Origin of the sequence: Oecophyllibacter saccharovorans (genome assembly GCF_006542375.1) — a bacterium.
GTDB classification, from domain to species: Bacteria; Pseudomonadota; Alphaproteobacteria; order Acetobacterales; family Acetobacteraceae; genus Oecophyllibacter; species Oecophyllibacter saccharovorans.
On the sequence record NZ_CP038143.1, the window covers coordinates 1,516,196 to 1,538,802 of the forward strand.

Here is a 22,607-nt window from a genome sequence, read left to right on the forward strand (position 1 = left end):
TTCGGTCGTGACCTCACCCTTGGCCTGTAAACTGATCTCTGTCTTCTTTTCTGCCCTGGAGATCCTGATGCTGATTGCGACAGTCCTGGTCGTGGGAAGGGCAACTTACGCCTGTGCGCAGCGCAAAGGCTTTCAGCCGCCCACCCTCTGGGGCATTCTGGGAGCGATATTCTGGCTTTATCTTCCCATTCTCGAACTCACGGACGCCACCACGCCGGAAAAGATCTCCCCACGCCCGGTTGAATATATCAGCTGGATTGTTTTCTGCCTGATGATTGCAAGCGTTGTTCTTGCCTCTGGTTTTCAGACCCCTCCCTGATTCCGGGCGCAGCCCTGTAAATGTGTCGCTTTTGTTTTTGGATTGGTTCACGGTAACCAGAAAGAGATATATGATTACAACCTCATCCTTGTTGCCCATAATTTACAGTCTTATCTATCCACCCATTACAGTTTCTCCCCTAATGCTGGGGCTGGATCTTCTTGTCGGGGCGGCAGCTTATATTTGCGCGAAGCGTAAAGATTTCAGTCCGGTTATTCTATGGGTAGCGGTTTGTGTGGTCGTATGGCCCTGTCTGATCGTGCTTGAAGTTTGCCGCAGCCAGGCGGCTGAAAAGAGACCTCTGAAGCCAGTGGAATATTTTGGCCTGGCCGCTGCAGTAATTGTCTTGGCATTTCCGTCAGTGGTATTGCATCTCATGGCCTATAAGCCCTGAAAGCAGGAAGTAGCCTTGCAAGTTGAAGGCTCTGCACGGCTGGTATTAAGCTCGGAGAAGAGCGACGTTTGAGAGGATGACATGCCTTCAGAAGCCCAGAAACATTCAGGAAAAGGTTTCCTGCTCAAATGGGTAGTGCCACTTATGATTGGTATTATCTTTGGCATTCTTCTTGGCGGAAACATTTATCTCAGGGTGAGAAATGAAATCCAGTCACCGGATGATTGGTTCTATGCGTGCGTGCTGCTCCCTGTCAGTCTGTCGATCCTGTCCACGCTTGTAGGCAAGGGCACTTACGCCTGCGTTAAGCGCAAAGGGTTTCATCCTTTCATGCCTTGGGCGATTGTGGGCGCTCTCTTCTGGCCCACCCTGATCCTACTGGAGTTATGGCCGCGCGGGGTCAGGTCTGAAAAGACTTCCCCAGGCGTCATTGAATATATCGGCATGGGCTTGGCCGCTTTGATCGTTCTACTCATCGTGCTGGGGTGCCTAAGCCGGCTTTGATCAGCCCCACGGTCGGCAAGGGCCTCTGACTTGTGGGGATTGTGGGCCCAGAAGCCCAGAAGCCTTACTGATATTTCAGGGTGCGGCCTTGTAAAGGCGTCCCTGCCGGAAAGGAATAAAAGAACTATATGAGTTCAGCTTTACAGTGGCTTCCCGTCATCAACAGGATTGCCTATCCCAATATTATCGCTACACCCCTGGTCCTGGGGTTGGACCTTCTCGTCGGCGTGGCGGCTTATACTTGCGTGAAGCGCAAGGATTTCAGCCCGGTCATTCTATGGGTGGCGGTATGTGTTTCGGTATGGCCCTGTCTGATCGTGCTTGAACTGTGCCGCAGCCCGAACCCTGAAAAAACGCCCATGAAGCCAGTGGAATATTTCGGCCTGGCTGCTGCAGTATTGGACTTGGTCGTTCTACCGCTGGGAATGTACCTCATGCTGTACCATACATTCTGAAGGATGAATGGCTTCCTGCAGGTCGAAAACCCTTCAGGCCCGCGATTACATGATTACATAATGATTATTGAGAAATAACATGACTTTAGAAGTCCGGAAACATTCAGGCGCTGGTTTCTTCATCAGATGGGTGGCCCCCCTTATGATCGGAGTGGGCGTCGGGCTTTTCGTGGGCGGTTGTATTTACCTCAGCGCGAGAAGCGAAATCCCCTCAACGGCTGACTGGATCTATCCCTGCCTGGTGTTTCCGGTCATTTTTTCCCTCCTGGCCACGCTTGTAGGCATGGGAACTTACGCCTGCGTGAAGCGCAAGGGGTTTCATCCTTTCATGCCCTGGGCGATTGTGGGCGCTCTCTTCTGGCCCACCCTGATCATACTGGAGTTATGGCCGCGCGGGGCCAGGTCTGAAAAGACTTCCCCAAGCGTCATTGAATATATCGCGATGGGTCTCGTCTGCGTGTGTTGCTATATCTATTTCGCACATCCCTTCCAGAATTTAGGCACCAAATGAGGGAAGGAGCCGTTATTCTCTCTCGGCCGAGCTGTATCTGCGTTTCAGCCCGCCGGTAAGATCGTCCTTCAGCCTGTCCGCAGCGCCCTGAAAGAAGTTGTCTTTTCACGCAGCCGGCTTGCTGGCGTTTACTGAACGTTACACAGGCGTTCTGTTTTCAGACCCCCTGAAATATGAAGGGCAGCAGCCCGTCTTGCGTGTGGCCCAGGCCTGTGCCAGTCTTTTCAGCGGAAGAAAGCGGTGCAGTTGCAGTGTTATCGCCAGAAGTAGCAGTCAATTTATCTCTGGCGTCCGAAGATCCGGCGTCTGACTGCTTGATGCCGCAAAAGGGTGTTTTCGCGCCCCTTTACCGCTTTCTTTCACTCCCGGGTTTGAGGGCGGTCCAGCAATAGGTGACCAATCGGTGCCCCAAAGCCACTGCCATCCAGGCCAGGCTATTGAAAAGGGGGATAAAAAAGGACTCACCGGAGCGCGGCGTGCCCTGCAGGAAAGTGGTGCCGATCTCTGCCAGGTCTTTTATGTCGTCAGAGCCCTGGTCGATCCGGTCTCCGTACACATCCAGCAGGACCTCGTCGAGCTTGTAGGGCGCAAACATGCTGTAATTGTTGCGGAGCCGGGCCAGCTCCCGGAGAACCAGCAGGTTCTTCTCCTGTTGCCGCACTTTCCTGAAACTAGCCAGTGCTTCCTCCTGACCTTTGCGGAGCAGGGTGGTTTCCAGCGTGTCGTCCAGCACATCTTTGAGGGCTCTGGAGAAGTGGGCGATGTCGGGGTCATAGGACTTCATGGCGCTCATCAGATCTTCACCCAGGCGTGTGAAAGCCAGATACTGTTCACTGCTGAGCGTTCCGTCGCGGGTTTGCTGCAGAAGATCCTGGGCCAGTTTCTGGACCGGAACCGTGGCCTTGGGCAGGCTGCCCCTGTCCGCCTTTTCTACAACCTGCTTGAGACGGGCGGTAAAGTCGGGTCCTGTCTCAATGACAGTATTGCTCAGGATATCCTGAAGACGCTGCTCCTGGTCCAGAACACCCTGACGAAACATTGCATACGACAGATACGCATTGCCCTGCTCCAACCCGGTTGTTCTGACAAGGGCCCGTATGAACTGCCTGAACTGCTCCGGGAGGGTTCTTTGAGCGTCGAAAGCCAGGGCAGTTCTTTCCAGGACCGGGGCATCAGTGACCTGAGCGGGGCGCAGGTTGATGCCGTAATGCGCCTGGGCTTTCCGCGCCAGGCAGGCGCGTTCGGGACTGCTTTCATCGCCGGTCAGCCAGAAATTGACAACTGCCATGGCAAGGTCTCCTCAAGTGCAGGGTGGACCGGGTCATAGCACGTGCACCGGACTGATCGTAAACGTTCCCTGTGACCGACAGCGACGCTCAGGAAAGAGAGAGGACCTTCAAAAAACTTGAAAGCATTGCGTCATTGCACGGGATATGTCAGCTTCGTCAGCGGAAGAAAGCGGCGCTAGTGGGCCGTTTGCCAGAAGCAGCAGTCAAATCATCTCTGGCAAACAATGATCCGGCGTCGGACTGCCTGATGCCGCAAAAGGGGGCATCCCCAATCGGATGATTCGCTCCCCTTTACCGCTTTCCTCCAACGCTTCAGATAATTCGCCCTGATTTACGCAAAAGCGCCTGGGAATTGCGCCTGAGCGTGGCGTGTGACATTCACGATGATGGAAGAAAGCGGCGAGTAGCGTTCGACTTGTCAGAGGCAGCAGTCATTTTGGCTCTGACAGGAAAGCTCCGGCGTCGGACTGCATGGCGTCGCAAAAGGGAACGGCCTTAAAGGACGGTGCGCACTCTTTTGTCGTTTTCTTTCACCTGCTCACCTCTTAAAAGAAGGCCGGTCCTGCAAGAAATCTTTCTTGAAGGATCCTGGAAAGCTGCAGGTGAATTCCTGCCTGGCATAAAAGGGAAGGGTGGAATGCTGCCGTTGAAGTGGGACAGGGTGCAGGATTTTTTTGAGAACCTGCCGGTAATCTTTTTAATCGCCCATCCTAATATCATAACGCTTATTCTGCTGGTTCTGGATCTGCTGGTCGGTCTGGGCACTTACAACTGTGTGAAGCGCAAGGGATTCGGGCCGGTCAGCCTTTGGGTCGTGGTCTGTGTCGTCATGTGGCCCTGCCTGGCCGTACTTGAGCTGTGCCACAGCCGTAAAGCTGAAAAGAGTGCGCCTACCCTCATGGAATACACTCTTCTGGGCCTGACTCTGGGCCTGTTACTATTTATTACAATCTGTTTTTTCGTTCAGGCAGCTACTTCTAAAAGCATCTGACTGAAAAACGTAACGGGCCAGTCAGGTCTTGTAGGGAGTGGGCTAGGCTTGCCGACAGCAATCTGAGAGGATGATATGGCCCCAAGTGGTCAAGAATACTCAATAATTTCCTTGGTTCTCAAAGGGGCTTCTTCTCCTTGGGTTTGTTTACTTGTAGGAATTCTGGCAGGGGTAGCCACTTATGCTTGCGTGAAGCGCAAGGAATTTTATCCTTGTATGCCCTGGTCGGTCGTATGCGCATTCTTCTGCCCTGGTCTGGTCGTGCTGGAGCTGTGGCCCCGTAGCACGGGCGCGGAAAAGACCTCTCCCGCACCGATTGAGTATTTCACTACAGCCGTGGTGTTATTGGTCTGTCTGTGTCAGTTCATCGCGTACTTTTTTTAGGTTCCTGAAGTGAGCCGCGTTTCATTTTGCTACCGAACCATATTCCCGGCCCCCGCTGAGAAACCAGGGGGCTTTGCAGAGGGGAGCGCCCAGTTGCGCCATGGCTCGGCCGAACTTGCGTGTGGCCCAGGCCTGTGCCAGTCTTTCCAGCGGAAGAAAGCGGCGCAGTTGCAGTGGTATCGCCAGAAGTAGCAGTCAACTCATCTCTGGCGTGCAAAGATCCGGCGTCGGGCTGTTTGATGCCGCAAAAGGGAGGCATCCCCAAAAGGATGAGGCGCGCCCCTTTACCGCTTTCTTTCACTCTCTCTAGGGTCCTTTGCTTCAGCCATCCCAGTTCAAGGCCTGGCTGCCGTGTGTGCGACAAGCCGGCGGCCCTTTGCTGGAACATTTTCCGGAAATGACCATTCATGATGATCGTGTTTGTCCGTCCGTGATGGTAGGCTGCGGCCTTTCCGAGAAGAACGCTGCATCCTCTGGCTGAGAGGCGCGCGTGTTCATCTGCTTTTGTTGAGAAGATCCATGAAGGCCTATCTGGACTCCATTTTCAAATATTTCCCAATGTTCAGCGACGTGAATGATGTGTTTTCAGCAACTCTTCCCATTGTGACGCTGGTATTTGTGGGGATTATTGCGCTGTCTGCTTATATCTGTGTATCCCGAAAGAGGTTTGGCCCCATATTTTCTTGGGTGTTTATGTGCGCGGTTTTCTGGCCGTGGTTGATTGTGCTCGAATTATATCCAAGCGCGAATAAGGAAAAGACTTTACCAACTGTCATTGAACAGATTGGCTTGGCCATAGCCATTATATCTGTTTTGGGTGGCATCGTATTTCTGTTTGACAGATATCTGTGAATTATAACTCTGAAGATGTCTTAAGGGGACCCTATGCCGCCACATGACTTGATTCCTTCCTATATCAAGGACGCGCTGGCTGACCTGATGGCAGTAGTGTGCTTCTTTTCAGGCTGGGCTACCTATGCCTGTGCGAAGCGGAAGGAATTTCATCCAGCGCCACTCTGGGGGTTTTTGGGAATATTTTTTTGGCCAGTTCTTCTTATTCTTGAAATCTCAGACACCTGCTCTCCTGAAAAGGTTGCACCACGTCGTATTGAATATATCGGAGGCGCAATTATTTTGCTCTACCTCGGTGTACTTTTCAGTGGTGTGTTGGCTTAGTATTGTGAGGCGACGGGCAGGCTTTTGCTGTGCAGTGATAAGGCTGCACGCGTTAACAGGCTGCTAAAAATACGCCGGCCTCAAGCGTTTTTACAGATTTGTTTTAACCGGAAATCTGATTTCCTGTCTCTCATTTCTGACCTCGGCGGGAGTCGTCTTTACTCACTTTCTCCTTCTTTTTCTTGAAACCATGAATTGCCCTTGTAACCGTGAATTGAAACATATCTTTCCCCAGGCTTTTTCCCGCTCCCTTAACGAAGTTTTCCTTCCACTCGTCAGGATGACCGCTCAGAGCGTTTAGCGGTCCACCCTTGACGGCATTCCTGACGGGCTGTGATAGGACGGGATCAAGGTTAACGCCCCGTTTTCGAAGAGCCTTGTGGCTTAGCTGTATTGCGCGTGTACGCGCCAGGGCCTGGTCACCTGCGGAAAGAATTTTGCCACCAAGTATCGAGGTAAGCACGTCACCTGCTGTTTGCCCTGCTATATTTACGTAGTGTCCACCCCAATCTCCTTCCCGTTCCTGGTCAGCCTCATCAAGCCAACGTTCATTATTTTCAGCGGCGCGTTCAATAAAGCGGGATAATGGGTTTTCTACGTAATGGTCCAGGGAAGTCAGGGTTGCGCCCAGATGCTCCAATCCGTTGAACGGTCGAACGACTTGGGTTGCGGCGGCCCCGACGAAATCCGTTCCCAGATGTATATAGGGGTGTGTATGTGGGTCTACGTAATGGCCCGCATGCACTGGATCCTGCAGGATGCCCAAGGTACTATTAGAGATTTCACTGAGCGTGGGCCAGCTGCTTTTGCCGCCTTCCGACAGGCCCCGATTCAATTGCCCGGAGGTGCGGTTTTCCTCCTTTCCATCATCGTGCCCTGGCATGGAGACGGGTTGGGTAAGAGCGTTTGCAGAGAGGGGCGGTGCTTGAGCCGCTGTGCTGCCAGCTGGATTGGCGCTTCCCGATGGGCGGGTGCCTGTCTGGGGGGCCTTGGTGCCAAGGCTTGGAGCGGGGGCACTATCGTTGTTAGGGCCGGGTTCCGTATCATTGCCGGTCTGGGCGTTTAAAGCGTCCAGTTGGTCGCCGAAATGCACCTGAAAGGGGCTGAATGTCTGGGGGAGTGGGGGCCATCTGGCACCCTCCTGCGATAAACGTTTCTATATCGTTCTGTTTTACGGTCCATTCCCGGCGGTTAATGGGGCATAGCGTAGGGAAGGGGCGCTGTGCGTCGCCGAAACTGAAGGGCTGCGACCGGTCTTGCGGAGAAACCTGGTATATGCCAGTCTTTTCACCGGAAGAAAGCGGCGCAGTTGTGTTCCGCTTGCCAGAGGTAGCAGTCACATCATCTCTGGATAAGCAAAGATCCGGCGTCGGACTGCTTGGCGTCGCAAAAGGGGCCATCCTTGATAGGATGACCCGCACCCCTTTACCGCTTTCTTCCGTTTCTCCTTATTTAGTCCTTCTTGAACTATGGTTCAGGATGCCGCCTGAAATACCCTTCCGAAATTCATTAAATACCTGATGATAGCAATCTCTAGGATTTGCTCAATGCTCACTATGGTTATTTGAATTAAGGAAGTGGATTACAGATAAGAGCATGAACTTGTTTCCCTGAATCAACCGCGGTATTCCGTTGCGATTATAAAACGGAATCAGGTAAGTCCCCGCTATATTTCCCTGCTGTCTTTCTATGGTTAAGAAGGATAATGATTAAGAAGGATAATTGGCGCCAGAGGTGGAGTGTGATATTACCATTCATGGAAGAAAGCGGCACAGTTGCTGGGGCCTCGTCAGAAGCAGCAGTCATTTCATCTCTGGCGGGATAAAAAGGTTCGGCGTCGGACTGCCTGACGCCGCAAAAGGGTGTTTCCGCGCCCCTTTACCGCTTTCTTCCATTGCCCGCTCAGCCGGAAAGCACCGCATTATTTGCCTTCGCCCCAGTAATAGAATTCCCTGTCAGGGCAGCACGTCCGTGTGGTGAAACCAGGGGGATCCACCATGGGTAGGGAGAAATCTGTGGCGCCTATCTTCCGCCACCAGCTGCGTAAGCGGTGGAAGGCTGTTTCTTCCCGCCAAGAGCGTTGAAGTTCAGCCACCTGGATTGTGAAGCTTATTTTGCTCTTCTTCTTCCAGTGTTCCCTTGATCAATAAGTAAATTAACTTGATAAGAGGCCCACTGAAAAAGATCAGGCTCAAATGCTGTTTGAAGGAAATACATGATTTCGGATATTCCGTTTTTCCCAGTGGTTGGTGCATTTGTTTACCATGATGAACGTGCTCTCATTCATGTGGCATCAGATCTGTTCATAGGTGTGTGTGCTTATATGTGTGCAAAACGCAAAGGGTTTTCTCCTGTGGCGCTTTGGGCAATCGCGTGCGGTATAATGGCACCTTTTTTGATCGTTCTGGAGCTGTGTCGCAGCAAGAACACGGGGAAAACTTCACTACGTCTGATTTCACTACGTCTGATTGAATATTTCGGAACAGCTTTAGTCTTGTTCTCAATTATTGTTGTCTTTTATGAATTTTTCTATCAAGTAAAAATATGATATGAATAATAATTTTAGGAAATAAACCACCTTGATCACAGTCGTGAGAATGCTTCCAGACTGGCTGGAAAAGCATTCAACTTGGTATCTCTTGAGAGAGTGAAATGGAACTATCTCAAATCGTTCATCTTAAATTTTCCTATGCGGTTAATCTTACGATAATTTCCCTGTTTATCACCCAGCTGATCCTGGGTGGTATCGCCGCTTATTCCTGTGTGAAGCGCAAAGGTTTCTGTCCTGCACTGGCCTGGGTGGCTTTATGCGTGATGATGCCCCTTTTTTTGCCCCTGCTTGAAATATGGCCCAAGGCGAGGGCAGAAAACATTCCGCCAAAGTTCATTGAGTATCTGGCCATTGCGGTCATAGGGGTGTGCTCAATACTTGCCATGTTTATCTGAGTAAAGAGAACGGATCCTGGACGTGAGCATGGACCATTTATCGCGGAAGAATATAAGCTCTACCAGCAAATCGCCGCTCTAATATCCATCCCGCTCTCTATGGTGGAAAAGAGTATTTGGTTCCAGAGATAGAGTGTGATACTCCCAATCATGGAAGAAAGCGGTGCTGTGCGGTCATTGACCAGAGGTAGCAGTCGAATCATCTCTGGCAATTAAAGATCCGGCGCGGACTGCCTTGCGCCGCAAAAGGGCACGAATGCACCCCTTTGCCGCTTTCCTCCAACGCTTCACATAATTGAGCGCCGGCGCCATTAGGGGAGTTGCCTCCAAGCGCGGACGATGGCATTTTCAGCAATGGAAGAAAGCGGTGCTAGCGGCCCGCTCGCCAGAGGCAGCAGTCAAATCATCTCTGGTGGGATCGGCTCCGGCGTCGGACTGTTTGATGCCGCAAAAGGGACCATCCCCAATCGGATGACTCGCACCCCTTTACCGCTTTCTTTCCTCAGATAATTTCAAGCCCAGACTGTTTTAAATACTGTTTCCGCATCTCAGCGTTTTTATTGCGTTTCAGCGCAACAGTAACGGGTCGTAGATCTTCAGAGATTAAATCAAGATTGGAGTAAGTAAGAGGCCAGTAGTCCTCTTTTTTGAGTCGTGACATTGTAAACCCTGTCCCCTACATTGCCGCGCGTTCGTATTGGTTAACCATGAACGGTAACAACAGAGCGCTTCTTTCCAGCGCCGGGAAACAGGACAAGACAGCATGACTCTCTCCAAAGCAGCCGTGGCCCTTTTCGGTTTTACTCTTCTGGCAGGCTGTGCCACAGCGCCCGACGATGTGAAACCCATCAATGTGCCGACTGATAGTTATCAATACATGAGCTGCCAGCAGCTGGCGCAGGAAGCGGTGAGAGTGGGTGAAGCCCAGGACAAGCTGGCTGACGAGCAGGGCAGCACCCGGTGGCGTGATATCTGGACCGGCCGTGACATCCTGTCGCGCGACCACGAAAGAAGCCTGGCCCGTGCCAAGGGCGAGCTCAACGCGATCCAGGCCGTTCAGAAACAGAAGGCCTGTGGTTCCACACCCGTTCCTGCCGTTCCTGTAACATCGGCCGCTCCTGCCACGCCTGTAAAATAAGGCCCAGCTAAACAGCCGCGACGCCACCTGCTCTCCTTTACATTTACAGGAGGGGAGGTGGCTTCCCGGGTGCCTTTTCCCGCCCTTAGATCCGCCTGTCGTTTCAGGCACTGGCTGTATTTCCAGCGCCTGCAGAAAGCAGCGCTTAGCTATAGATCCAGGGAGCCTGCTGGAGGCGACGCTTCATTATTGGCCGTATGTCATTGTGTTCTGGGTAGGCCCCTTCATTCCGTTTTTGTGTCGCAAGCTGCGCAAGCGGTGGAAGGCTACTTCTTCTCAAGAAGAGCATTGAGGTCCAGCTGTTTGGGATCCAGCAGCTTGTTGTGCAGTCCCTCTTCCAGGGCGCTTTTGAGGTTTTCTGTGCGCCGTGTGGTCATGTAATCGATCCCGCGCCCAACCCAGGGGGCCAGCGGGAAGGCGGCTTCCTTCGCTAATTTGGCGGCCCCGGCAGCCCGTTGGGTCAGCGGAGTGTTGGCAAACAGGTTTTTGGCCGTATTGATGCCCAGGGGTGGGGCAAGATCGGTGGTTGAAAGCTGTCTGGTCACATTCGCCAGCTTGTCCAGCTTGGTGCGTGTTTCAGGGGAAACAGCCTCATCGGGGCGCAGATTGCGCGCGATGCCGTCACGGTGCAGGGCGTCGGAAAGGGCTTGCACACGTGTGTGCATCATGGCCCCTGTACCTGCCTCCAGCGGTTGCTTCTGCAGGTAACGCATTTCATCAAGCCTCTGCGCCTGCGTCATGTAGTCCTTTATTGCGTCTGGATAAGCAGGGGCGCCACGTGCGATCGCCATGTCGAGCTGGTCGCGCAGCGGGATCAGATGAGGCAGGGCTTCCTGAAGATTGCGCCTGTTGGCGTCCGTCCCGGCAGAAATGTCATGGTTCAGGGTGCGTCGTGCCGCATAGAGGTCGCGTGGCAGCGCCTCACCATCGGGCGTGCTCAAGGCGCGCTGCATGACCGGTACATACTGCCCCACCATATCGGCCACATGGGTAGGGACGGCCTTGTCGCCGGCGATTTTCTGCGCCTGTTCGATGAGATGCAGGGCGTGTACGGGCTGCTGGCCCCTGAAGACGTTTCCATCAGAGCTGAAATGCTGCTGATCGTAGCGGTCAAGGTTGCGGCTGGCGGCGTCAGTGTGGAGCGGCGTGCCAGCGACTTCATCCTGCCAGTAGTTCTTGATCGCTGCCTGGTTGGCCGCTTCGCGGCTCTTGAAGGCATTCTCAAAGGCCGGGGTGGTGTTGCGCAGCGTGTTTTCCAGGGTCGCAAGCCCCGTGTTTCCCGTGTGCTGGGCAAGCGTGTACTGCACGCCTGGAATTTCCGCCGGCACCAGCTGGAAGGGCGCACCCTTGCCGAAGGTCCTGATGATGTCGTTCTGCAGCTGGGGGAGGTTCTTGTTGCGCATCATCGGGCTGAGGCGGGTGCTGTTCACCATCTCCTGCGGCGTGCTGGTCGGGTCGGGTGTGGGAGCCGGCGCGGTCGGCGCTTCTGGGCTTTTGCGGGTTTCCAGCCCCGCGTCCTTGGCGCTGTCGAGGGTGCGGGAAGCTTCTTTCAGCGCTTCTGTGGCCGCCTCATGCTGTGCGGCTGCCTGCGCCGCCTGCTGGGAAAGCTGGGCCTGCTCCTGCGGCGTGGCAGCGTGCGCGGCTGCATTGCGCAGCTGCGAGGCCGAAGCCGCACTGGCTTCCTGCTGGCGCAAAGCGGTTTGATAGGCGTCATGCGCCTCTTCAAGGGCCCTGTCAGTCTCGGCGATCCTTGAGGCGTGCGCCGCCTCTGTTGGCGCCCTCTTGGCCATCTCCGCCTCAGCCTGTGGGGCGGCTGGGCCCGATAACGTGTTTCCGCCCCTTCTGACGAAAGAGAGACCTTTCTTGAAGAGAGGCCTGGCCACATGGGCGGCTGCCCCCAGGGCCGCCCCTTCGCCCAGGATCTGGGCCATATTCTCGTCCCTGTCGCGTGAAGCAAGGGCGAGACTGGAGGCGGCCCCGCCGGCTGCATCTCCAGCCAGACCGCTGCTGAGGGCTGCTGCGCGCCCTGTCATGCCGAGCACACGGGCACCTGCAAGCGCGCCATCTGCAGCCACGCCCCCTACCACGCCGCCAATGGGTGCAGTGGCGGCCACGTTGCCGGCAAAGCGCCCCACCCCCGCCCAATTGCTGTCGCCATACTCCCTGTTATATTGCGCGTCAGCCCGGTCTTCGTATTTAACAGCCGCTTTCAGGGGGTTCCAGCGCGGGGGGGCATGGAGATCGCCGAACCTGTTCAGCCCAAGGACATGCAACCCCACGCCCCATGCCGGGAGCAGTGAGAGATAGGGATGGTCATGGGCAAAGTTCAGCAGGTGGTCCGCGCCGTAAAGCGGCGTGTCCACCACGTCGCGCAGGCCTTTTACGAAACCCGTACCGAGGTTTTCATACCATGTCCCCTGCTGGTATTTCGGGCGCGTGTCCTCGGGGTGCAGCACCGGATCGGCCGCCCCCAGGTCACGCATGTAAAAGTCATGCTCGTCCCTGGAGGAAGGGGTGGTCGGAGGGCTGCCCGCTTTCTCGCCGAAATCACGGGTGAAGAAGTCCTGCTCCTGTGGCGTTGACATGGGTGCCTCCTTTGCAGCGTTAGGGGGAGTGGAGAAGGCGTGGTAGGCAGCGGCCACCTTGTGGGGATAAGCGGCTGTCTCCGCATTGGCCCAGCGGCTTCTGTCAGTGCCGGCGTTATAGGCGCGCAGAGCGTCCGCCACGTTGCCGTAGCGGCGCATGTTCTCATCCAGCAGGCGGGCGGCGCCGTAGATGGCCTGCACGCTGTCTGTCGGATCAATGCCGAGCGTGCGGGCGGTCGCAGGCATGAACTGCATGGGGCCGATCGCCCCTGCGCGCGAGCGGGCATTGGGGTCACCACCGGGGTCTTCCACATGGCTGACAGCGCGCAGAAGAACGGGATCGACATTCCAGTATTTCCCGGCCCCCTCATAGGCGCGGTCCAGCTGCTCGGGCGAATAGTCAGTGGGCATCGAACATGCCTGCCTTGCCCATGGCGTTATACTTGCGGCGGAACTCGTCCAGCTGTCTGTCTTTCTCCAGCTCCTTGAGGAGGTCACGTCGTTCATCAGGCGTCATGTGGCGCACCTGAAAGGCGCGGGGGTCGAAGGTCTGGCCGAACTGCTCGTTCCAGCGCCGGTACTGTGCCGGAGGGAGGCCGCTCTTCTGCCAGGCCTGCGCCTTTGCGTGGATGGCGTCCTCATTGCCCATGAGCAGGTGCAGGAGGCGCTGATTGGTCTTCTCGGGCAGGGCCGAGTTGGGAAGTATGGGTACTGCCGAGGCCAGCTTGGCATCCGTGCCGTCGCCGAGGGCCGCCGCCTGCGCCTGCGCCACGCGGGGCGCCCATTTGTCGAACGCCTGGGCGCTGTTAACGCCTTTCATGTCTGCTGGAAGATCCCAATGATTGAGAAACTTCATGCCACGGCGATATAGTTCTGGCCATGCCCCTGAATCGAACCCATGCATATCAGCTGTCATGTTGTTCAGCATTCCCAGCCGGTCGCCATGACCGGCTGCCGCCTGCATGAGGGTGTTGGCAGCCTTGGTGCTGGCCTCAAGTTCTGCCTTGTTCGCTTCGACCATGCCTGCGGGCGGGCTGGCCGGCAGGCCGGGTGAGGGCTGGCCGTAACGCCCGTTGCCCAGCACGTCCGCAGGCACCGTGGGGCGACTGAGATAGTTGCCCTGCCCATCCGCACGCGCCGCATCCGCACGGCTGCGGAGTGTCTTCGATCCGTCGGGATTGGTGACCTCCACAGGCGCGGTCGCCGCTTCGGGAGACAGCGTCTTGCCGATAACGGTCCTGGGGTTGAACTTTCCGTCGGTCAGGGCGCTCTGCTGGGTACCGATGACTATGGAGCCGCCGGTATCCACCTGCCTGCCCGCAGTGCCGTAGACATTCTCCTGTTGCTGCTGGGGGGTCTGCATGGCGTTGACCAGCTGTTTCACCCCGCCTGCGATGCCGTCCGGATGGCTTGCGATCTGCTGCACGTAGGGGCTGATGTCAACGCCGGGGAAGAGGGCCTGCGCGGCATGGGCCGCATGAGCGAGGTGGAGGGCGTCAGGATGCATCCCCACGCTCGACAGGATACTGCCGACAACGTTTTTGCGCGCTTCCTGGTTGGCCAGGTCCTCGCTGCGCAGCCTGTTCTGGTTCTCGAACCCTTCCTCCGCGCCATAAGTCGCCCTGGGGTCAGCGGCGATGGTAGCGCGTGCAAGGGCATAATCCGTAACCCCGTTTCTGCCGGTGGCCTGCTGCAGGGCCCGGCCACGCGCCATCCTGGCCTCGTAATCGGCCTGGGCGGCCCGGGTGGCGATCTGCGTGTTCTGGCGGCTGTTCTCGTTGAGCAGCGCCTTTGTGTCATAATCGTCCTGCGCGCTCCGGTTGGCGATCTTCTGGGCCTGGATTGCATTGAGATTCTTTTCCATGCCGAAAAGATCAATGGGTTGCCCGGCAGTCGCCTGGAAGCCGCTAAGGGGGGTGGTGAGGAGATTCCCGTTAATGTCGGCCATGCGGAGGGATCATCCTTTCTTTTGAGGCTTGGCAGGGGTAAGGGCTTCTGAAAGTCCCTGGCCGAACGCGCCGCCGATGTTGGAGATACCCTGCTGAAGGGCATTGCCTACATTGGCCGTCAGCGCAGCCCCCGCACCTGCGCCCGCAAGCTTGGCGTTGGCGGCGTTGCCTGCCGTGTTGGTGATGTTGGCGGCCTGCGCGCCTGTGGCCTGCATGCCGGTGTCAAGCAGGGCGTTCTGGCGCGCGAATGTGTTCTGCAGGTTCTGCTGCGCCTGCTGGTTGAGCGCGTTGTAGCCCTGGGCTGTGTTGAGCGTGGTGTTGGCCTGGTTCATGTAGGTCTGGTCAGCCAGGCCGGTGGCGTATTGCTCAGCCGCCTTCTGCGCTGCGCCCGAATTGGCCAGGCCGCGCGCTGCCATACCGTTATTGGCGCTCTCAAGCCCCTGGCTCAGCGTGAACTGATAGCCCGGCGTCTGCTTGAGGTAGGCCTCGGTCATGCCGTTCTGCAGCCGGTTGAGCTGGTTGGCGGCGTCCTGGGTGTAGGTGCTGTCGGTCTGGTTGTACTGCGGCAGGTTCTGCGACATGTTCTGCAGCGCCTGCGTGCCGAAATCGGTATAGGGCTGGTAGAGGCTGCCCGCCTGGTCGCCTGCCTGCTGGATCGTCTGCGCCGCCTGGTTGCCTGCAGCCAGCTCCTGCTGACGGGCCTTTTCGATCTCCTTGATCTGCAGCTTGGTCGCAGCGATCTGCGCGGCACCCTGGGCGGCAGCCCCTGCCCCTGCGGCGATGCTTCCCATCAGCGTGCGCCTTCATAGATGTAGACGCGCCGCGGCTTGCCATCGAGGCAGTCCAGCACAGCCGCCCCGCTGAAGCCGAAGCCCAGCCGCACGGCCAGATAAGCGGCGGCGCGGTTGGCAGGCGGGATGAAGCCCAGCAGGCGCTCAGCCGCGGGATGGTTGCGCCAGAAGGCCGCCAGCATGGCACGGAAAACCCCCAGCGCTTCCCGCCCGCGCATGAATGGTGCGGCACCGAAATGAACTTCCCAGCGTTCCCCGTCGATGGGCAGGAACATCGCCGCGCAATCGCGCTCACGCATGAGCAACGCATTGGGTGGCACAGGGTTGTGCAGGATGTCCTCGGCACTCAGCCGGGTTGCGGGCCGCCTCATGACAGGGAATACCCGTTGAGGACCAGTTGCAGCCCGGCCCCGCCGGCACTCAGCACGTCGCCCTTGTTGAGCACGAGGCCGGAGAGCTCAGGCAGAAGATCGGTGCCCATGGTGGCCACCTGGCGCGCAGGGATAAGAAAAACCGCCTGCCCGCCCGCGCGCGTCACGCTGACGCTGAGCGTGGTAATGCTGTCAGCGGAATTGGCCGCCACGCCGGAAGTCACCACAGTGGTGCCGCCGGGGGCTGTGAAAACGGTCTGCAGATCCTGCTGCAGCGCCATGCCGGGCTGGAGGGAGAGGGGGGTCACTGCCATCGGGAAAAGGCCTCGTCACTCAGGTATTTCCCGTCAACGCCGTCTTATACCGTGCGCCCGTGCCGTAAACCTAGAACCCCCCTTTCACCACGCGCAACAGGGGTTTTTTATGAAACGATACCGAAACTTTCTGCCGGTTTCGGTCATGGTTTCGGTGGGGTGACGTCCGGCTCCTTACGCTGAGCGCCAGGAATCCCGCGCCGATCCCTGTTCTTGATCCAGGCCCCAACCTTGTCGAGAAAGGCCCACACATCGTTGTCAGCTGGATGAACATAAGCGGGATCTTCCGGGTCGCTGCCCAGTGCTTTGAAGATGTTGTACAGCCATCCCTTTTTGCTTCTGGGAACTTCCAATTTTCGTAGCCAGTGCTCGACTTCGCCATGTCTCAGAACAAACAGGCCATATTGGTCGAGATCGTCGAACAGAGCTTCGGCCCTTTTCTTCGCGTCTCCCTCGAGCAAGGCAATGCCGCCATTCGACTTGGGGTTCTGGCCGCCTGATTTAAGGCTTGACCAGATGTTTTTGCGTTCCTCGTTTATATCCTTGTGGGGCTCTGGGTAATTCGCCCCTCTCAAGAGGGGGGTAAAGTTGGTTCTGGGGTTAAGTGCGTCGATGTCAAGAATGGCGGCAACGGGTATCCCAAGTTTCCGGAACGGCCCGACGATCTTGTACACTGAATCCTTCCCGTTGGCGTTGAGGAAGAGAGTATTGGCTGCACCCCGTTTAGGGTCTTTTTCCAGAAGCCGCTCGTTGATCTCCTGGTAGAAGGCGCGATCCGCGTCCGCCTCGGTTACCAAGATACCTTCGTAAAAGAGACCGGACAACGCATTGGCAGACCGCAAAAGGGGTTCATAAATCATGGTATGCATGGCGTCGTTCGAAAGCGTGCGCGCAGTGGCAGTCTCTGGCTGAGTAGCACTGGCGGGCTGATAAGTCAGGCGGACGACATTGACCTCCGCGCCCGACTGGATCGCGCCCATCAGGAAGTGGCTGCTATGGGTTGACACAAAAACCTGCTTGCCGCTCTGGCTCGCAGCCTTGGCGACTTCGCGACCAAGCTTGTGGGCCAGCGGGGGATGCAGAAAGGCTTCCGGCTCATCGATGAGCATGACCTTCGAGTCACCTGTGTGCAGTGCCAACAGCATGCCTGTAAAGGCCTTCACGCCGTCGCCACACTCCTGGATGGGAGTAGTATTCTCCATCCATTTCAGCGTGTCGCCTTCAAGCTGGTGCTCGTTTGGTGGGGGCGTACCTCCATATCGCAAGTGGATTGACCCATTCACGGAATCGTCCATGCCCAGATAGAGGTCGAGGGCATCGTAAAGAATTTCCCGTAGCGTCTTTCGGCCAGTGTCATCCATTAGAAGCTTGGCAAAAGTGCTTTTCGGGTCCTTCAGGTCGCCTCTTTTTTGTGCCTTGGTCAGGTCAATTCTGCCCGGTCCATCGAGTAGAAGCACATAAGGGGCTACGCAATATGGAGCGAAGACAGTTAAGTGCTCATTAGGATTTTGCTGACTTTGACGGTAATCTAAGGCACGGATTGGTGCACGGCCGCCTTCAAAATAGAGGAATTCCTGATTAGGCTCATTCCCTTCTCCTGAATTGCGTTTGTTATCCCTCAAGGCTTCAAGGTTCTTGTCGATTTCTTCATCTGAGCGTTTGCGGAATTTGAGCCCGTCAAGAATCGTGCCAGACGACTGCCCTGTGCGGCAGAAGTTGGCAATTTCGCGCAGAAGCAAACTCTTCCCAGAGTTGTTGGGTCCAACAAAGATGGTAACGGCAGGGGCATCCAACACCAGTGGTTCTGAGCCGGGCCCAGCGCCAAAGCGCAACTTTACTTCCTCGATGAGCATCGAAATCTCCTTCCAAGCCTGACTCTCAGTCAGCGGAAGTCGATCGCGCGTGTCAACAGCGTCTCACCCCGACCGCTCCGCCCTCGGCACCACCCGCCGCTCCAGCGCCCCCACTACCTCGGCATCCGCGCAGTGTCGTTCCAATTCCCGCAGCGTGGTGCGCAGGGCCGTCACTTCCAGCAGCGCCGCTTCGGCCGCGGTTCGGGCGGCCTGGGCTTCGGCCAGGGCGGCGACAGCCTCACGCCGCAACGCCCACGCCGCGCTGAGGGCCTGCGTGGCCGTGTTCATTGCCTGGGTGGCGTCGCGGCCGGCCTGGTTTGCCAGCACGTTGGCCGTGTCAGCGCGCAGGGTGGCGTTGTCCGCCTCCTGCTGCACCCACGCGCCTGCCACGCCGGGGGCGTAGCCCGTGCGTTCCCACAGCCGGTGCAGGAACGCCTGGGCCTGCTGGGTCAGGCTGCCGTCCGGCCGGCAGAACACGCTGCCGATAAACGGCGCGTTGAGGTCAGGCGGTCTCTGACTGGGACGTGCCCCGCTCATGTCGCCACCGGGTCAAGAGCCAGGAACACGCCCATCAGCGCGGGCGTGCCGGGGTTGGCGGCCGTGCTCTCCCAGGTGAGGCGGTAGACGCGGTCGCGTGCAAAGCCCAGCCGCCACAGGCTCGGCCACGTGTTGCCCCCAGCCCCCAGCGCCAAACCCACAGCCGGGCCGAACGTCGCCCCGCGGTCGTCGGACCAGTCCACGGCCACCGAGCCCCCGCCCACCTGCTGCACGTCAAGCATGAGCTGGCGGTGAATGCCGCGCTGGCCCGAGGTCAGCAGATGCGGGAATGCCCGCTGGCGTTTGATCGGTGCGCCCGCGTCATCAGGGTGATCGGGCGAGACGGTGTAGAGCACAGCCGTCTCCCGGTCGCCCGCAAATACGTGCCCGTAAGCCGCCCCCCAGCAGGCGGAGCGGATCTGCTCTTCTGCGCCCCCGCTATCCAGCGCGCAGCGCTCATGCCACAGCTGGGTGGAGACGTCATAAACCCAGCTTGACGAAGCGCCGGGCACGCTCAGCACGTAGAACACATGCCCGCCCTCCTGGTAAGCCGCGCCAAGTGCGGCCCCCAGCATCTCATCGCCCAACTGCTGCAATGCATGCTCGATGGGCCAGGTGCTCACGGGCTGGGCAGATGTCTGCTGCCCCAGGAACACCCGCACCAACCCGGAGCGCTCGCGCCCCAGCCACATGATGCCGCCATTGGCCAGCCCCTGGCACGAGGGCAGGCGCGCGATCGCGTAAGGGCTGACGCACCCTGCCTCCACCGTCACGCCGGAGACGCGCTGGAAGGGGAAGTCAGACGCGCCGCTGTCATACCAGAACTCCACCTGGTGCCGCCCAAAGAGCCACACATACTGCCCCACCACCTCAAGCCCGATGAGGGTGCCCATCGCCGTGGTGTCGCTGGCGACATAAAGCGCGTCAAACGCGTCCTCGCCCCCGTAGTTGGAGGGCGACACATACCAGTTGGTGGTGTCAGGGTTCACGAACAGGAAGAACGTATCGAGCATGGCCACGGTGGGCGAGCCGTAGAAGCCGGGGTCCTGGATGGGAATGAGGGTGCTGTAATCGCCCGCTCCAGCCTTGCCCGGCAGCCCGATCACCCAACCGCCCGCGGCAACCGACCCGTTGGGGGCCTGGCCGTCCACGATCACCAGCGCCAGCCCGTTGTCGGACATGCGCACGGGCGTGGTGCCGGGGTCGATCTGCCCCAGCGCTTTCGTGGTCCCGTCCGGCCGCACCAGCCACACGGTAGCGCGGTCCACGGCGATCAGGTCGCCCTGGGTGGTCTGGTAAAGCCCGCGCACGGGGCCTGCGCCGAGTGTCGCAAACACAGCCAGGCCCGAGGTGGGGTAATGCGCCACGGCCACCGGCTCGCCCTCCTGGGCGGGCACGGGCTCGGGGTAGAGGTTGAGGCACCGCTGGGCGGCGACCGAAGCCGCGCGCGCCTGGTAGGAGCCGCCGGTGAGGTTGATGCGCTGCAGGGCCATGGCGGGGTCCTCGACCTCCTCAAAGCTTCTGGATGGCAAGCCCCGGCCAGTAGAACGGGCTGGCAACGGGGTTGAGAATGGCCGGCATGCCCAGGTCCGGGATCTGCGTGTTGGCGCTGCGGATGGTCGTCAGCGCCGCCTTGGCCAGCGCCGCCACGGTCGGGCTCGCTTCCTGCCCGTAGGAAGGGGCCACGCGGCAGGCGAGGTTGTAGACGATGGCCTCGGCATATTCCGGCGGCAGCTGAATGGGCTGATCGAGCGTGATGCCCTGGTCCAGCTGGGCCTTGAAAAGCACGTGCAGCTCCCAGCGCTCACCCGTGGGCACAGGCCACGGCCGGAACTCGCCGATCGGCCAGCACGGGTTGTAGTGGCAGTAGTTCGGCCAGGTGTTGAGCCGCTTGAGCCCGATCCCGGCATAATCCTCATAGCTGTCGATGATCTCAAGCGGATAGTCGATCGGCCATTGCGAGCCGTAATCGGGGTCTGTGCCGCCTGAAAAGCTGGGCAGGACCACGGTCTCGTCCACCTCCGCGCGCCACGGCACGCCTTCGGGGCCTTCTGCCTGCGCCTCACGCACCCCCGTCACGCAGTCGCCCGGGCCCGCGTCAGGCGTCACGCCGCCCGGGAAGGGCTGGGGGTCGGGGGGTCCGGCCACCTGCACGGCGGTAACATTCACGATGTCGTCATCCAGCGTGTCGGGCGCGCAGGGGTAGAGCCTGGCGTAAGCGGCCTCGATCTTGTCGGGCCTGCGGGCCACGTCCAGGTCACCGCCGGGGCCGATGGTGTAGACCTCCCTGCCGGTGCACGGCCAGGCGTGGTCCAGCAGGCACGGCACGACCCAGCGGCGTCTCTGCCACTGGGCCAGCATCATGCGCAGATGGGCAAACGCCGACTGCACGTCCGGCGCGCCAGGCGCGGTGCCCATGGCCCCGATGCCGATCTGCAGCAGGGCCAGGGTGACCAGGCTGCGCGGCGTCGGCGAGCCGTCCGCGTAAGGGTCAGGCGTCAGCGGGACCGGCGTTTCCATCGTCGTTCTTCTCTCCGGCTGTCAGCGGGGCGGCGCCGGCAGCCTTGACAGCCTTGACAGCCTTCTTTCTGGGAGGGGGGCCCGCCTCGCGGGAGAGACGCGCCCGAAAGCGCGCCTCTTCCTCGGCCGAGTTGAGCGTCACGTGAGCGAAGCCGCCAGGGACGGCCAGGCTTTTGGGATACTCTGCCACGGCCCTTACTCCGCCAGTTCAGGCACGATGCACGCCCAGTCGCCGCGCAGCATCCCGAGACCGTAGAGCACGTCGAGACGCGTGCCGCGGGTGTCGTCCGACCCGTTGTAGTAGGTCAGCGTGCGCAGGCTGATGCCGTCCAGAGAAGCGCGGCCGCAATCCACCACGCCCGCGCGCACCAACTCCAGGTCCACCGTGACCATGGTCAGGGCTTTCTTGGAGTAAAGCAGGTTGCGCCGGATGGCCTTGCCCTGCGGGTTGACCATCTTCACCGCAGCCCCGCTCTGCGGCGCTTTGGCAACGGTCTGGTAAGGCACCGGCGTGCCGTCTTCCTTGGGCGGGATGATGGCCGGGGACACAGGGATGGCCGTGCTGCCCGACGGGCAGTCGGCCAGCACCACGAACTGCTGCAGCGTGTGGCGGTCCTTCTTGGTCACCCGGTTGACGGCATTCACGCCTTCAATGGTGATGATGTCGCCCTTGTTGAGCCCGCCATTGATGGCTGAAACCGTGATGGCCGAGCTGTGGGGCGAGGTGACGGAACTGATCGTGACCACAGGGGCCGGCTGGCCGTTGGGCAGGTAGGAGCCGTAAGCGCCCGTTGCCGTGGCCTTGCTGTCATAGGAGCCGCCGACGGAAATCGCGACCGTCTGGTCCTGCATCCAGCCCTTCACGCCCAGGATCTTGGAGCCCATCTGCCCGTCAATGGTCTGGGTGGAGATGCGGTCGGTCGGGTTGAACATGTTGGCCATGGCCGCAACCGTGTTGGCGTCCGTGTTGGGGTCAAGCACGGCGTAGCGGTCGTTGAGGGGCGCGTTGCACTCGGTCAGCTTGGCCTTGGCGCGCAGCCAGGTGTTGGGGTTGGGGGAAAGCAGGTTGCCGTCCGCATCCTGGTTGAGCACCATGTTGGAGACATCAAGGGCCAGCGTCATCGCGTCAGAAGCCACCTGGCCCAGCAGGGCGTTGACGGCAGGGGCGATATAGCGCTCGGAGAAATCGTCGATGTTCAGCGTGCGTTCCTGCGTGCTGAACGTCATGGGCACGTTTTTGCGGTAATTGACCGTGATGGGGATCGACCGCTCTTCGGTCGCCTCGGGGTTCACCACAGGGCCGTCCTGCACCACGTAGTCATTGGGCAGGCGCACGTTCAGCGTCGCGCCGATCTTGGCCCCTTCGCGGGCGAACTGGGACTGGTACTGCCGGTCGATGTTCTGGATGAAGTCGTTGGTGTTGCGTCGGATCGCCAGCGCCTCGCGCGTGATGATCGAGTTGTTGATCAGGGCATTGGAAGCCATCTGGATTTGTTCTCTGAAAAGGCGTGTCCCACCTGCGCCGCCCCTCAGGTCAGTAAGGGCGTGTTGAAGCCAGGCGTGTGCCGTTTTACCGAGTG

At 58.6% G+C, this 22,607-nt stretch carries 23 protein-coding genes; 10 read left to right on the forward strand and 13 right to left on the reverse strand.

Features of this window, described 5'->3' with window-relative positions:
- Nucleotides 1–7 precede the first annotated feature (7 nt).
- From E3E11_RS06530 to E3E11_RS06545, 4 genes are all read left to right on the forward strand, one after another.
- Nucleotides 8–319, forward strand: a complete 312-nt coding sequence (locus E3E11_RS06530; RefSeq protein WP_168189218.1) for a hypothetical protein — start codon at nucleotides 8–10, stop codon at nucleotides 317–319.
- A 475-nt stretch (nucleotides 320–794) separates the two neighbouring features.
- Nucleotides 795–1,217, forward strand: a complete 423-nt coding sequence (locus tag E3E11_RS06535; RefSeq protein WP_141451684.1) for a hypothetical protein — start codon at nucleotides 795–797, stop codon at nucleotides 1,215–1,217.
- Nucleotides 1,218–1,345: 128 nt separating this feature from the next.
- Nucleotides 1,346–1,672: a hypothetical protein gene (locus E3E11_RS06540; protein ID WP_141451685.1), complete on the forward strand. Its 327-nt coding sequence runs from the start codon at nucleotides 1,346–1,348 to the stop codon at nucleotides 1,670–1,672.
- Nucleotides 1,673–1,814: 142 nt separating this feature from the next.
- The gene (locus E3E11_RS06545) at nucleotides 1,815–2,183 is read left to right on the forward strand and encodes a hypothetical protein (RefSeq protein WP_168189219.1); all 369 of its coding nucleotides are present in this window, start codon (nucleotides 1,815–1,817) and stop codon (nucleotides 2,181–2,183) included.
- A 346-nt stretch (nucleotides 2,184–2,529) separates the two neighbouring features.
- Here the strand turns inward: E3E11_RS06545 and E3E11_RS06550 are convergent, their stop codons facing one another.
- Nucleotides 2,530–3,471 carry a hypothetical protein gene (locus E3E11_RS06550; protein WP_141451687.1) on the reverse strand — a complete coding sequence of 314 codons (942 nt, stop codon included), beginning with the start codon at nucleotides 3,469–3,471 and terminating at the stop codon, nucleotides 2,530–2,532.
- Between the two features lie 506 nt (nucleotides 3,472–3,977).
- Between E3E11_RS06550 and E3E11_RS06555 the strand changes: the two genes are divergently transcribed.
- The 3 genes from E3E11_RS06555 (at nucleotide 3,978) to E3E11_RS06565 (ending at nucleotide 6,023) form a co-directional block, all read left to right on the forward strand.
- On the forward strand, nucleotides 3,978–4,463 hold the full coding sequence (locus E3E11_RS06555; RefSeq protein ID WP_168189220.1) for a hypothetical protein: 486 nt from the start codon (nucleotides 3,978–3,980) through the stop codon (nucleotides 4,461–4,463).
- A gap of 903 nt (nucleotides 4,464–5,366) precedes the next feature.
- Nucleotides 5,367–5,699 carry a hypothetical protein gene (locus E3E11_RS06560; protein ID WP_141451689.1) on the forward strand — a complete coding sequence of 111 codons (333 nt, stop codon included), beginning with the start codon at nucleotides 5,367–5,369 and terminating at the stop codon, nucleotides 5,697–5,699.
- A gap of 33 nt (nucleotides 5,700–5,732) precedes the next feature.
- Nucleotides 5,733–6,023 (forward strand): hypothetical protein, encoded by a 291-nt coding sequence (locus E3E11_RS06565; protein ID WP_141451690.1) that lies wholly within the window; start codon nucleotides 5,733–5,735, stop codon nucleotides 6,021–6,023.
- 130 nt (nucleotides 6,024–6,153) lie between these two features.
- Here the strand turns inward: E3E11_RS06565 and E3E11_RS06570 are convergent, their stop codons facing one another.
- Nucleotides 6,154–6,906 (reverse strand): hypothetical protein, encoded by a 753-nt coding sequence (locus E3E11_RS06570; RefSeq protein ID WP_141451691.1) that lies wholly within the window; start codon nucleotides 6,904–6,906, stop codon nucleotides 6,154–6,156.
- Between the two features lie 1,332 nt (nucleotides 6,907–8,238).
- Here E3E11_RS06570 and E3E11_RS06575 point away from each other — a divergent pair.
- The 3 genes from E3E11_RS06575 (at nucleotide 8,239) to E3E11_RS06585 (ending at nucleotide 10,107) form a co-directional block, all read left to right on the forward strand.
- The gene (locus E3E11_RS06575; RefSeq protein WP_141451692.1) at nucleotides 8,239–8,571 is read left to right on the forward strand and encodes a hypothetical protein; all 333 of its coding nucleotides are present in this window, start codon (nucleotides 8,239–8,241) and stop codon (nucleotides 8,569–8,571) included.
- A 104-nt stretch (nucleotides 8,572–8,675) separates the two neighbouring features.
- Nucleotides 8,676–8,969 (forward strand): hypothetical protein, encoded by a 294-nt coding sequence (locus E3E11_RS06580; protein ID WP_141451693.1) that lies wholly within the window; start codon nucleotides 8,676–8,678, stop codon nucleotides 8,967–8,969.
- A gap of 763 nt (nucleotides 8,970–9,732) precedes the next feature.
- Nucleotides 9,733–10,107, forward strand: coding sequence for a hypothetical protein (locus E3E11_RS06585; protein ID WP_141451694.1), 375 nt, complete (start codon nucleotides 9,733–9,735; stop codon nucleotides 10,105–10,107).
- Nucleotides 10,108–10,373: 266 nt separating this feature from the next.
- Here E3E11_RS06585 and E3E11_RS06590 read toward each other — a convergent pair whose 3' ends face one another.
- From E3E11_RS06590 to E3E11_RS06640, 11 genes are all read right to left on the reverse strand, one after another.
- Nucleotides 10,374–13,103 carry a lytic transglycosylase domain-containing protein gene (locus E3E11_RS06590; RefSeq protein ID WP_168189221.1) on the reverse strand — a complete coding sequence of 910 codons (2,730 nt, stop codon included), beginning with the start codon at nucleotides 13,101–13,103 and terminating at the stop codon, nucleotides 10,374–10,376.
- Nucleotides 13,093–14,640 (reverse strand): hypothetical protein, encoded by a 1,548-nt coding sequence (locus tag E3E11_RS06595; RefSeq protein WP_141451696.1) that lies wholly within the window; start codon nucleotides 14,638–14,640, stop codon nucleotides 13,093–13,095. The genes E3E11_RS06590 and E3E11_RS06595 overlap by 11 nt, the downstream gene beginning before the upstream one ends.
- A 9-nt stretch (nucleotides 14,641–14,649) precedes the next feature.
- On the reverse strand, nucleotides 14,650–15,432 hold the full coding sequence (locus tag E3E11_RS06600; RefSeq protein ID WP_141451697.1) for a hypothetical protein: 783 nt from the start codon (nucleotides 15,430–15,432) through the stop codon (nucleotides 14,650–14,652).
- Nucleotides 15,432–15,803: a hypothetical protein gene (locus E3E11_RS06605; RefSeq protein ID WP_141451698.1), complete on the reverse strand. Its 372-nt coding sequence runs from the start codon at nucleotides 15,801–15,803 to the stop codon at nucleotides 15,432–15,434. Before E3E11_RS06605 ends, E3E11_RS06600 begins: the two co-directional genes overlap by 1 nt.
- Entirely contained in the window at nucleotides 15,800–16,117 is a 318-nt protein-coding gene (locus E3E11_RS06610; RefSeq protein ID WP_141451699.1) for a hypothetical protein, read from the reverse strand. Before E3E11_RS06610 ends, E3E11_RS06605 begins: the two co-directional genes overlap by 4 nt.
- A gap of 143 nt (nucleotides 16,118–16,260) precedes the next feature.
- Complete coding sequence (locus E3E11_RS06615; RefSeq protein WP_141451700.1) at nucleotides 16,261–17,970, reverse strand: ATP-dependent nuclease; 1,710 nt, start codon at nucleotides 17,968–17,970, stop codon at nucleotides 16,261–16,263.
- A gap of 63 nt (nucleotides 17,971–18,033) precedes the next feature.
- Nucleotides 18,034–18,507 carry a hypothetical protein gene (locus E3E11_RS06620; protein ID WP_141451701.1) on the reverse strand — a complete coding sequence of 158 codons (474 nt, stop codon included), beginning with the start codon at nucleotides 18,505–18,507 and terminating at the stop codon, nucleotides 18,034–18,036.
- The gene (locus E3E11_RS06625; protein WP_141451702.1) at nucleotides 18,504–20,000 is read right to left on the reverse strand and encodes a hypothetical protein; all 1,497 of its coding nucleotides are present in this window, start codon (nucleotides 19,998–20,000) and stop codon (nucleotides 18,504–18,506) included. Before E3E11_RS06625 ends, E3E11_RS06620 begins: the two co-directional genes overlap by 4 nt.
- 19 nt (nucleotides 20,001–20,019) lie before the next feature.
- Nucleotides 20,020–21,027 (reverse strand): packaged DNA stabilization gp4 family protein, encoded by a 1,008-nt coding sequence (locus tag E3E11_RS06630; RefSeq protein WP_141451703.1) that lies wholly within the window; start codon nucleotides 21,025–21,027, stop codon nucleotides 20,020–20,022.
- Nucleotides 20,999–21,217 carry a hypothetical protein gene (locus E3E11_RS06635; protein WP_141451704.1) on the reverse strand — a complete coding sequence of 73 codons (219 nt, stop codon included), beginning with the start codon at nucleotides 21,215–21,217 and terminating at the stop codon, nucleotides 20,999–21,001. The genes E3E11_RS06630 and E3E11_RS06635 overlap by 29 nt, the downstream gene beginning before the upstream one ends.
- 5 nt (nucleotides 21,218–21,222) lie before the next feature.
- Entirely contained in the window at nucleotides 21,223–22,512 is a 1,290-nt protein-coding gene (locus tag E3E11_RS06640) for a P22 phage major capsid protein family protein (RefSeq protein ID WP_141451705.1), read from the reverse strand.
- Nucleotides 22,513–22,607 lie beyond the last annotated feature (95 nt).

Bases quoted from the DNA above. Each gene is read 5' to 3' on its own strand.
- E3E11_RS06535 (WP_141451684.1), top strand. From the start codon at position 795: ATGCCTTCAGAAGCCCAGAAACATTCAGGAAAAGGTTTCCTGCTCAAA.
- E3E11_RS06540 (WP_141451685.1), top strand. From the start codon at position 1,346: ATGAGTTCAGCTTTACAGTGGCTTCCCGTCATCAACAGGATTGCCTAT.
- E3E11_RS06545 (WP_168189219.1), top strand. From the start codon at position 1,815: ATGATCGGAGTGGGCGTCGGGCTTTTCGTGGGCGGTTGTATTTACCTC.
- E3E11_RS06550 (WP_141451687.1), bottom strand. From the start codon at position 3,471: ATGGCAGTTGTCAATTTCTGGCTGACCGGCGATGAAAGCAGTCCCGAA.
- E3E11_RS06560 (WP_141451689.1), top strand. From the start codon at position 5,367: ATGAAGGCCTATCTGGACTCCATTTTCAAATATTTCCCAATGTTCAGC.
- E3E11_RS06565 (WP_141451690.1), top strand. From the start codon at position 5,733: ATGCCGCCACATGACTTGATTCCTTCCTATATCAAGGACGCGCTGGCT.
- E3E11_RS06570 (WP_141451691.1), bottom strand. From the start codon at position 6,906: ATGCCAGGGCACGATGATGGAAAGGAGGAAAACCGCACCTCCGGGCAA.
- E3E11_RS06575 (WP_141451692.1), top strand. From the start codon at position 8,239: ATGATTTCGGATATTCCGTTTTTCCCAGTGGTTGGTGCATTTGTTTAC.
- E3E11_RS06580 (WP_141451693.1), top strand. From the start codon at position 8,676: ATGGAACTATCTCAAATCGTTCATCTTAAATTTTCCTATGCGGTTAAT.
- E3E11_RS06585 (WP_141451694.1), top strand. From the start codon at position 9,733: ATGACTCTCTCCAAAGCAGCCGTGGCCCTTTTCGGTTTTACTCTTCTG.
- E3E11_RS06590 (WP_168189221.1), bottom strand. From the start codon at position 13,103: ATGCCCACTGACTATTCGCCCGAGCAGCTGGACCGCGCCTATGAGGGG.
- E3E11_RS06595 (WP_141451696.1), bottom strand. From the start codon at position 14,640: ATGGCCGACATTAACGGGAATCTCCTCACCACCCCCCTTAGCGGCTTC.
- E3E11_RS06600 (WP_141451697.1), bottom strand. From the start codon at position 15,432: ATGGGAAGCATCGCCGCAGGGGCAGGGGCTGCCGCCCAGGGTGCCGCG.
- E3E11_RS06605 (WP_141451698.1), bottom strand. From the start codon at position 15,803: ATGAGGCGGCCCGCAACCCGGCTGAGTGCCGAGGACATCCTGCACAAC.
- E3E11_RS06610 (WP_141451699.1), bottom strand. From the start codon at position 16,117: ATGGCAGTGACCCCCCTCTCCCTCCAGCCCGGCATGGCGCTGCAGCAG.
- E3E11_RS06615 (WP_141451700.1), bottom strand. From the start codon at position 17,970: ATGCTCATCGAGGAAGTAAAGTTGCGCTTTGGCGCTGGGCCCGGCTCA.
- E3E11_RS06620 (WP_141451701.1), bottom strand. From the start codon at position 18,507: ATGAGCGGGGCACGTCCCAGTCAGAGACCGCCTGACCTCAACGCGCCG.
- E3E11_RS06625 (WP_141451702.1), bottom strand. From the start codon at position 20,000: ATGGCCCTGCAGCGCATCAACCTCACCGGCGGCTCCTACCAGGCGCGC.
- E3E11_RS06630 (WP_141451703.1), bottom strand. From the start codon at position 21,027: ATGGAAACGCCGGTCCCGCTGACGCCTGACCCTTACGCGGACGGCTCG.
- E3E11_RS06640 (WP_141451705.1), bottom strand. From the start codon at position 22,512: ATGGCTTCCAATGCCCTGATCAACAACTCGATCATCACGCGCGAGGCG.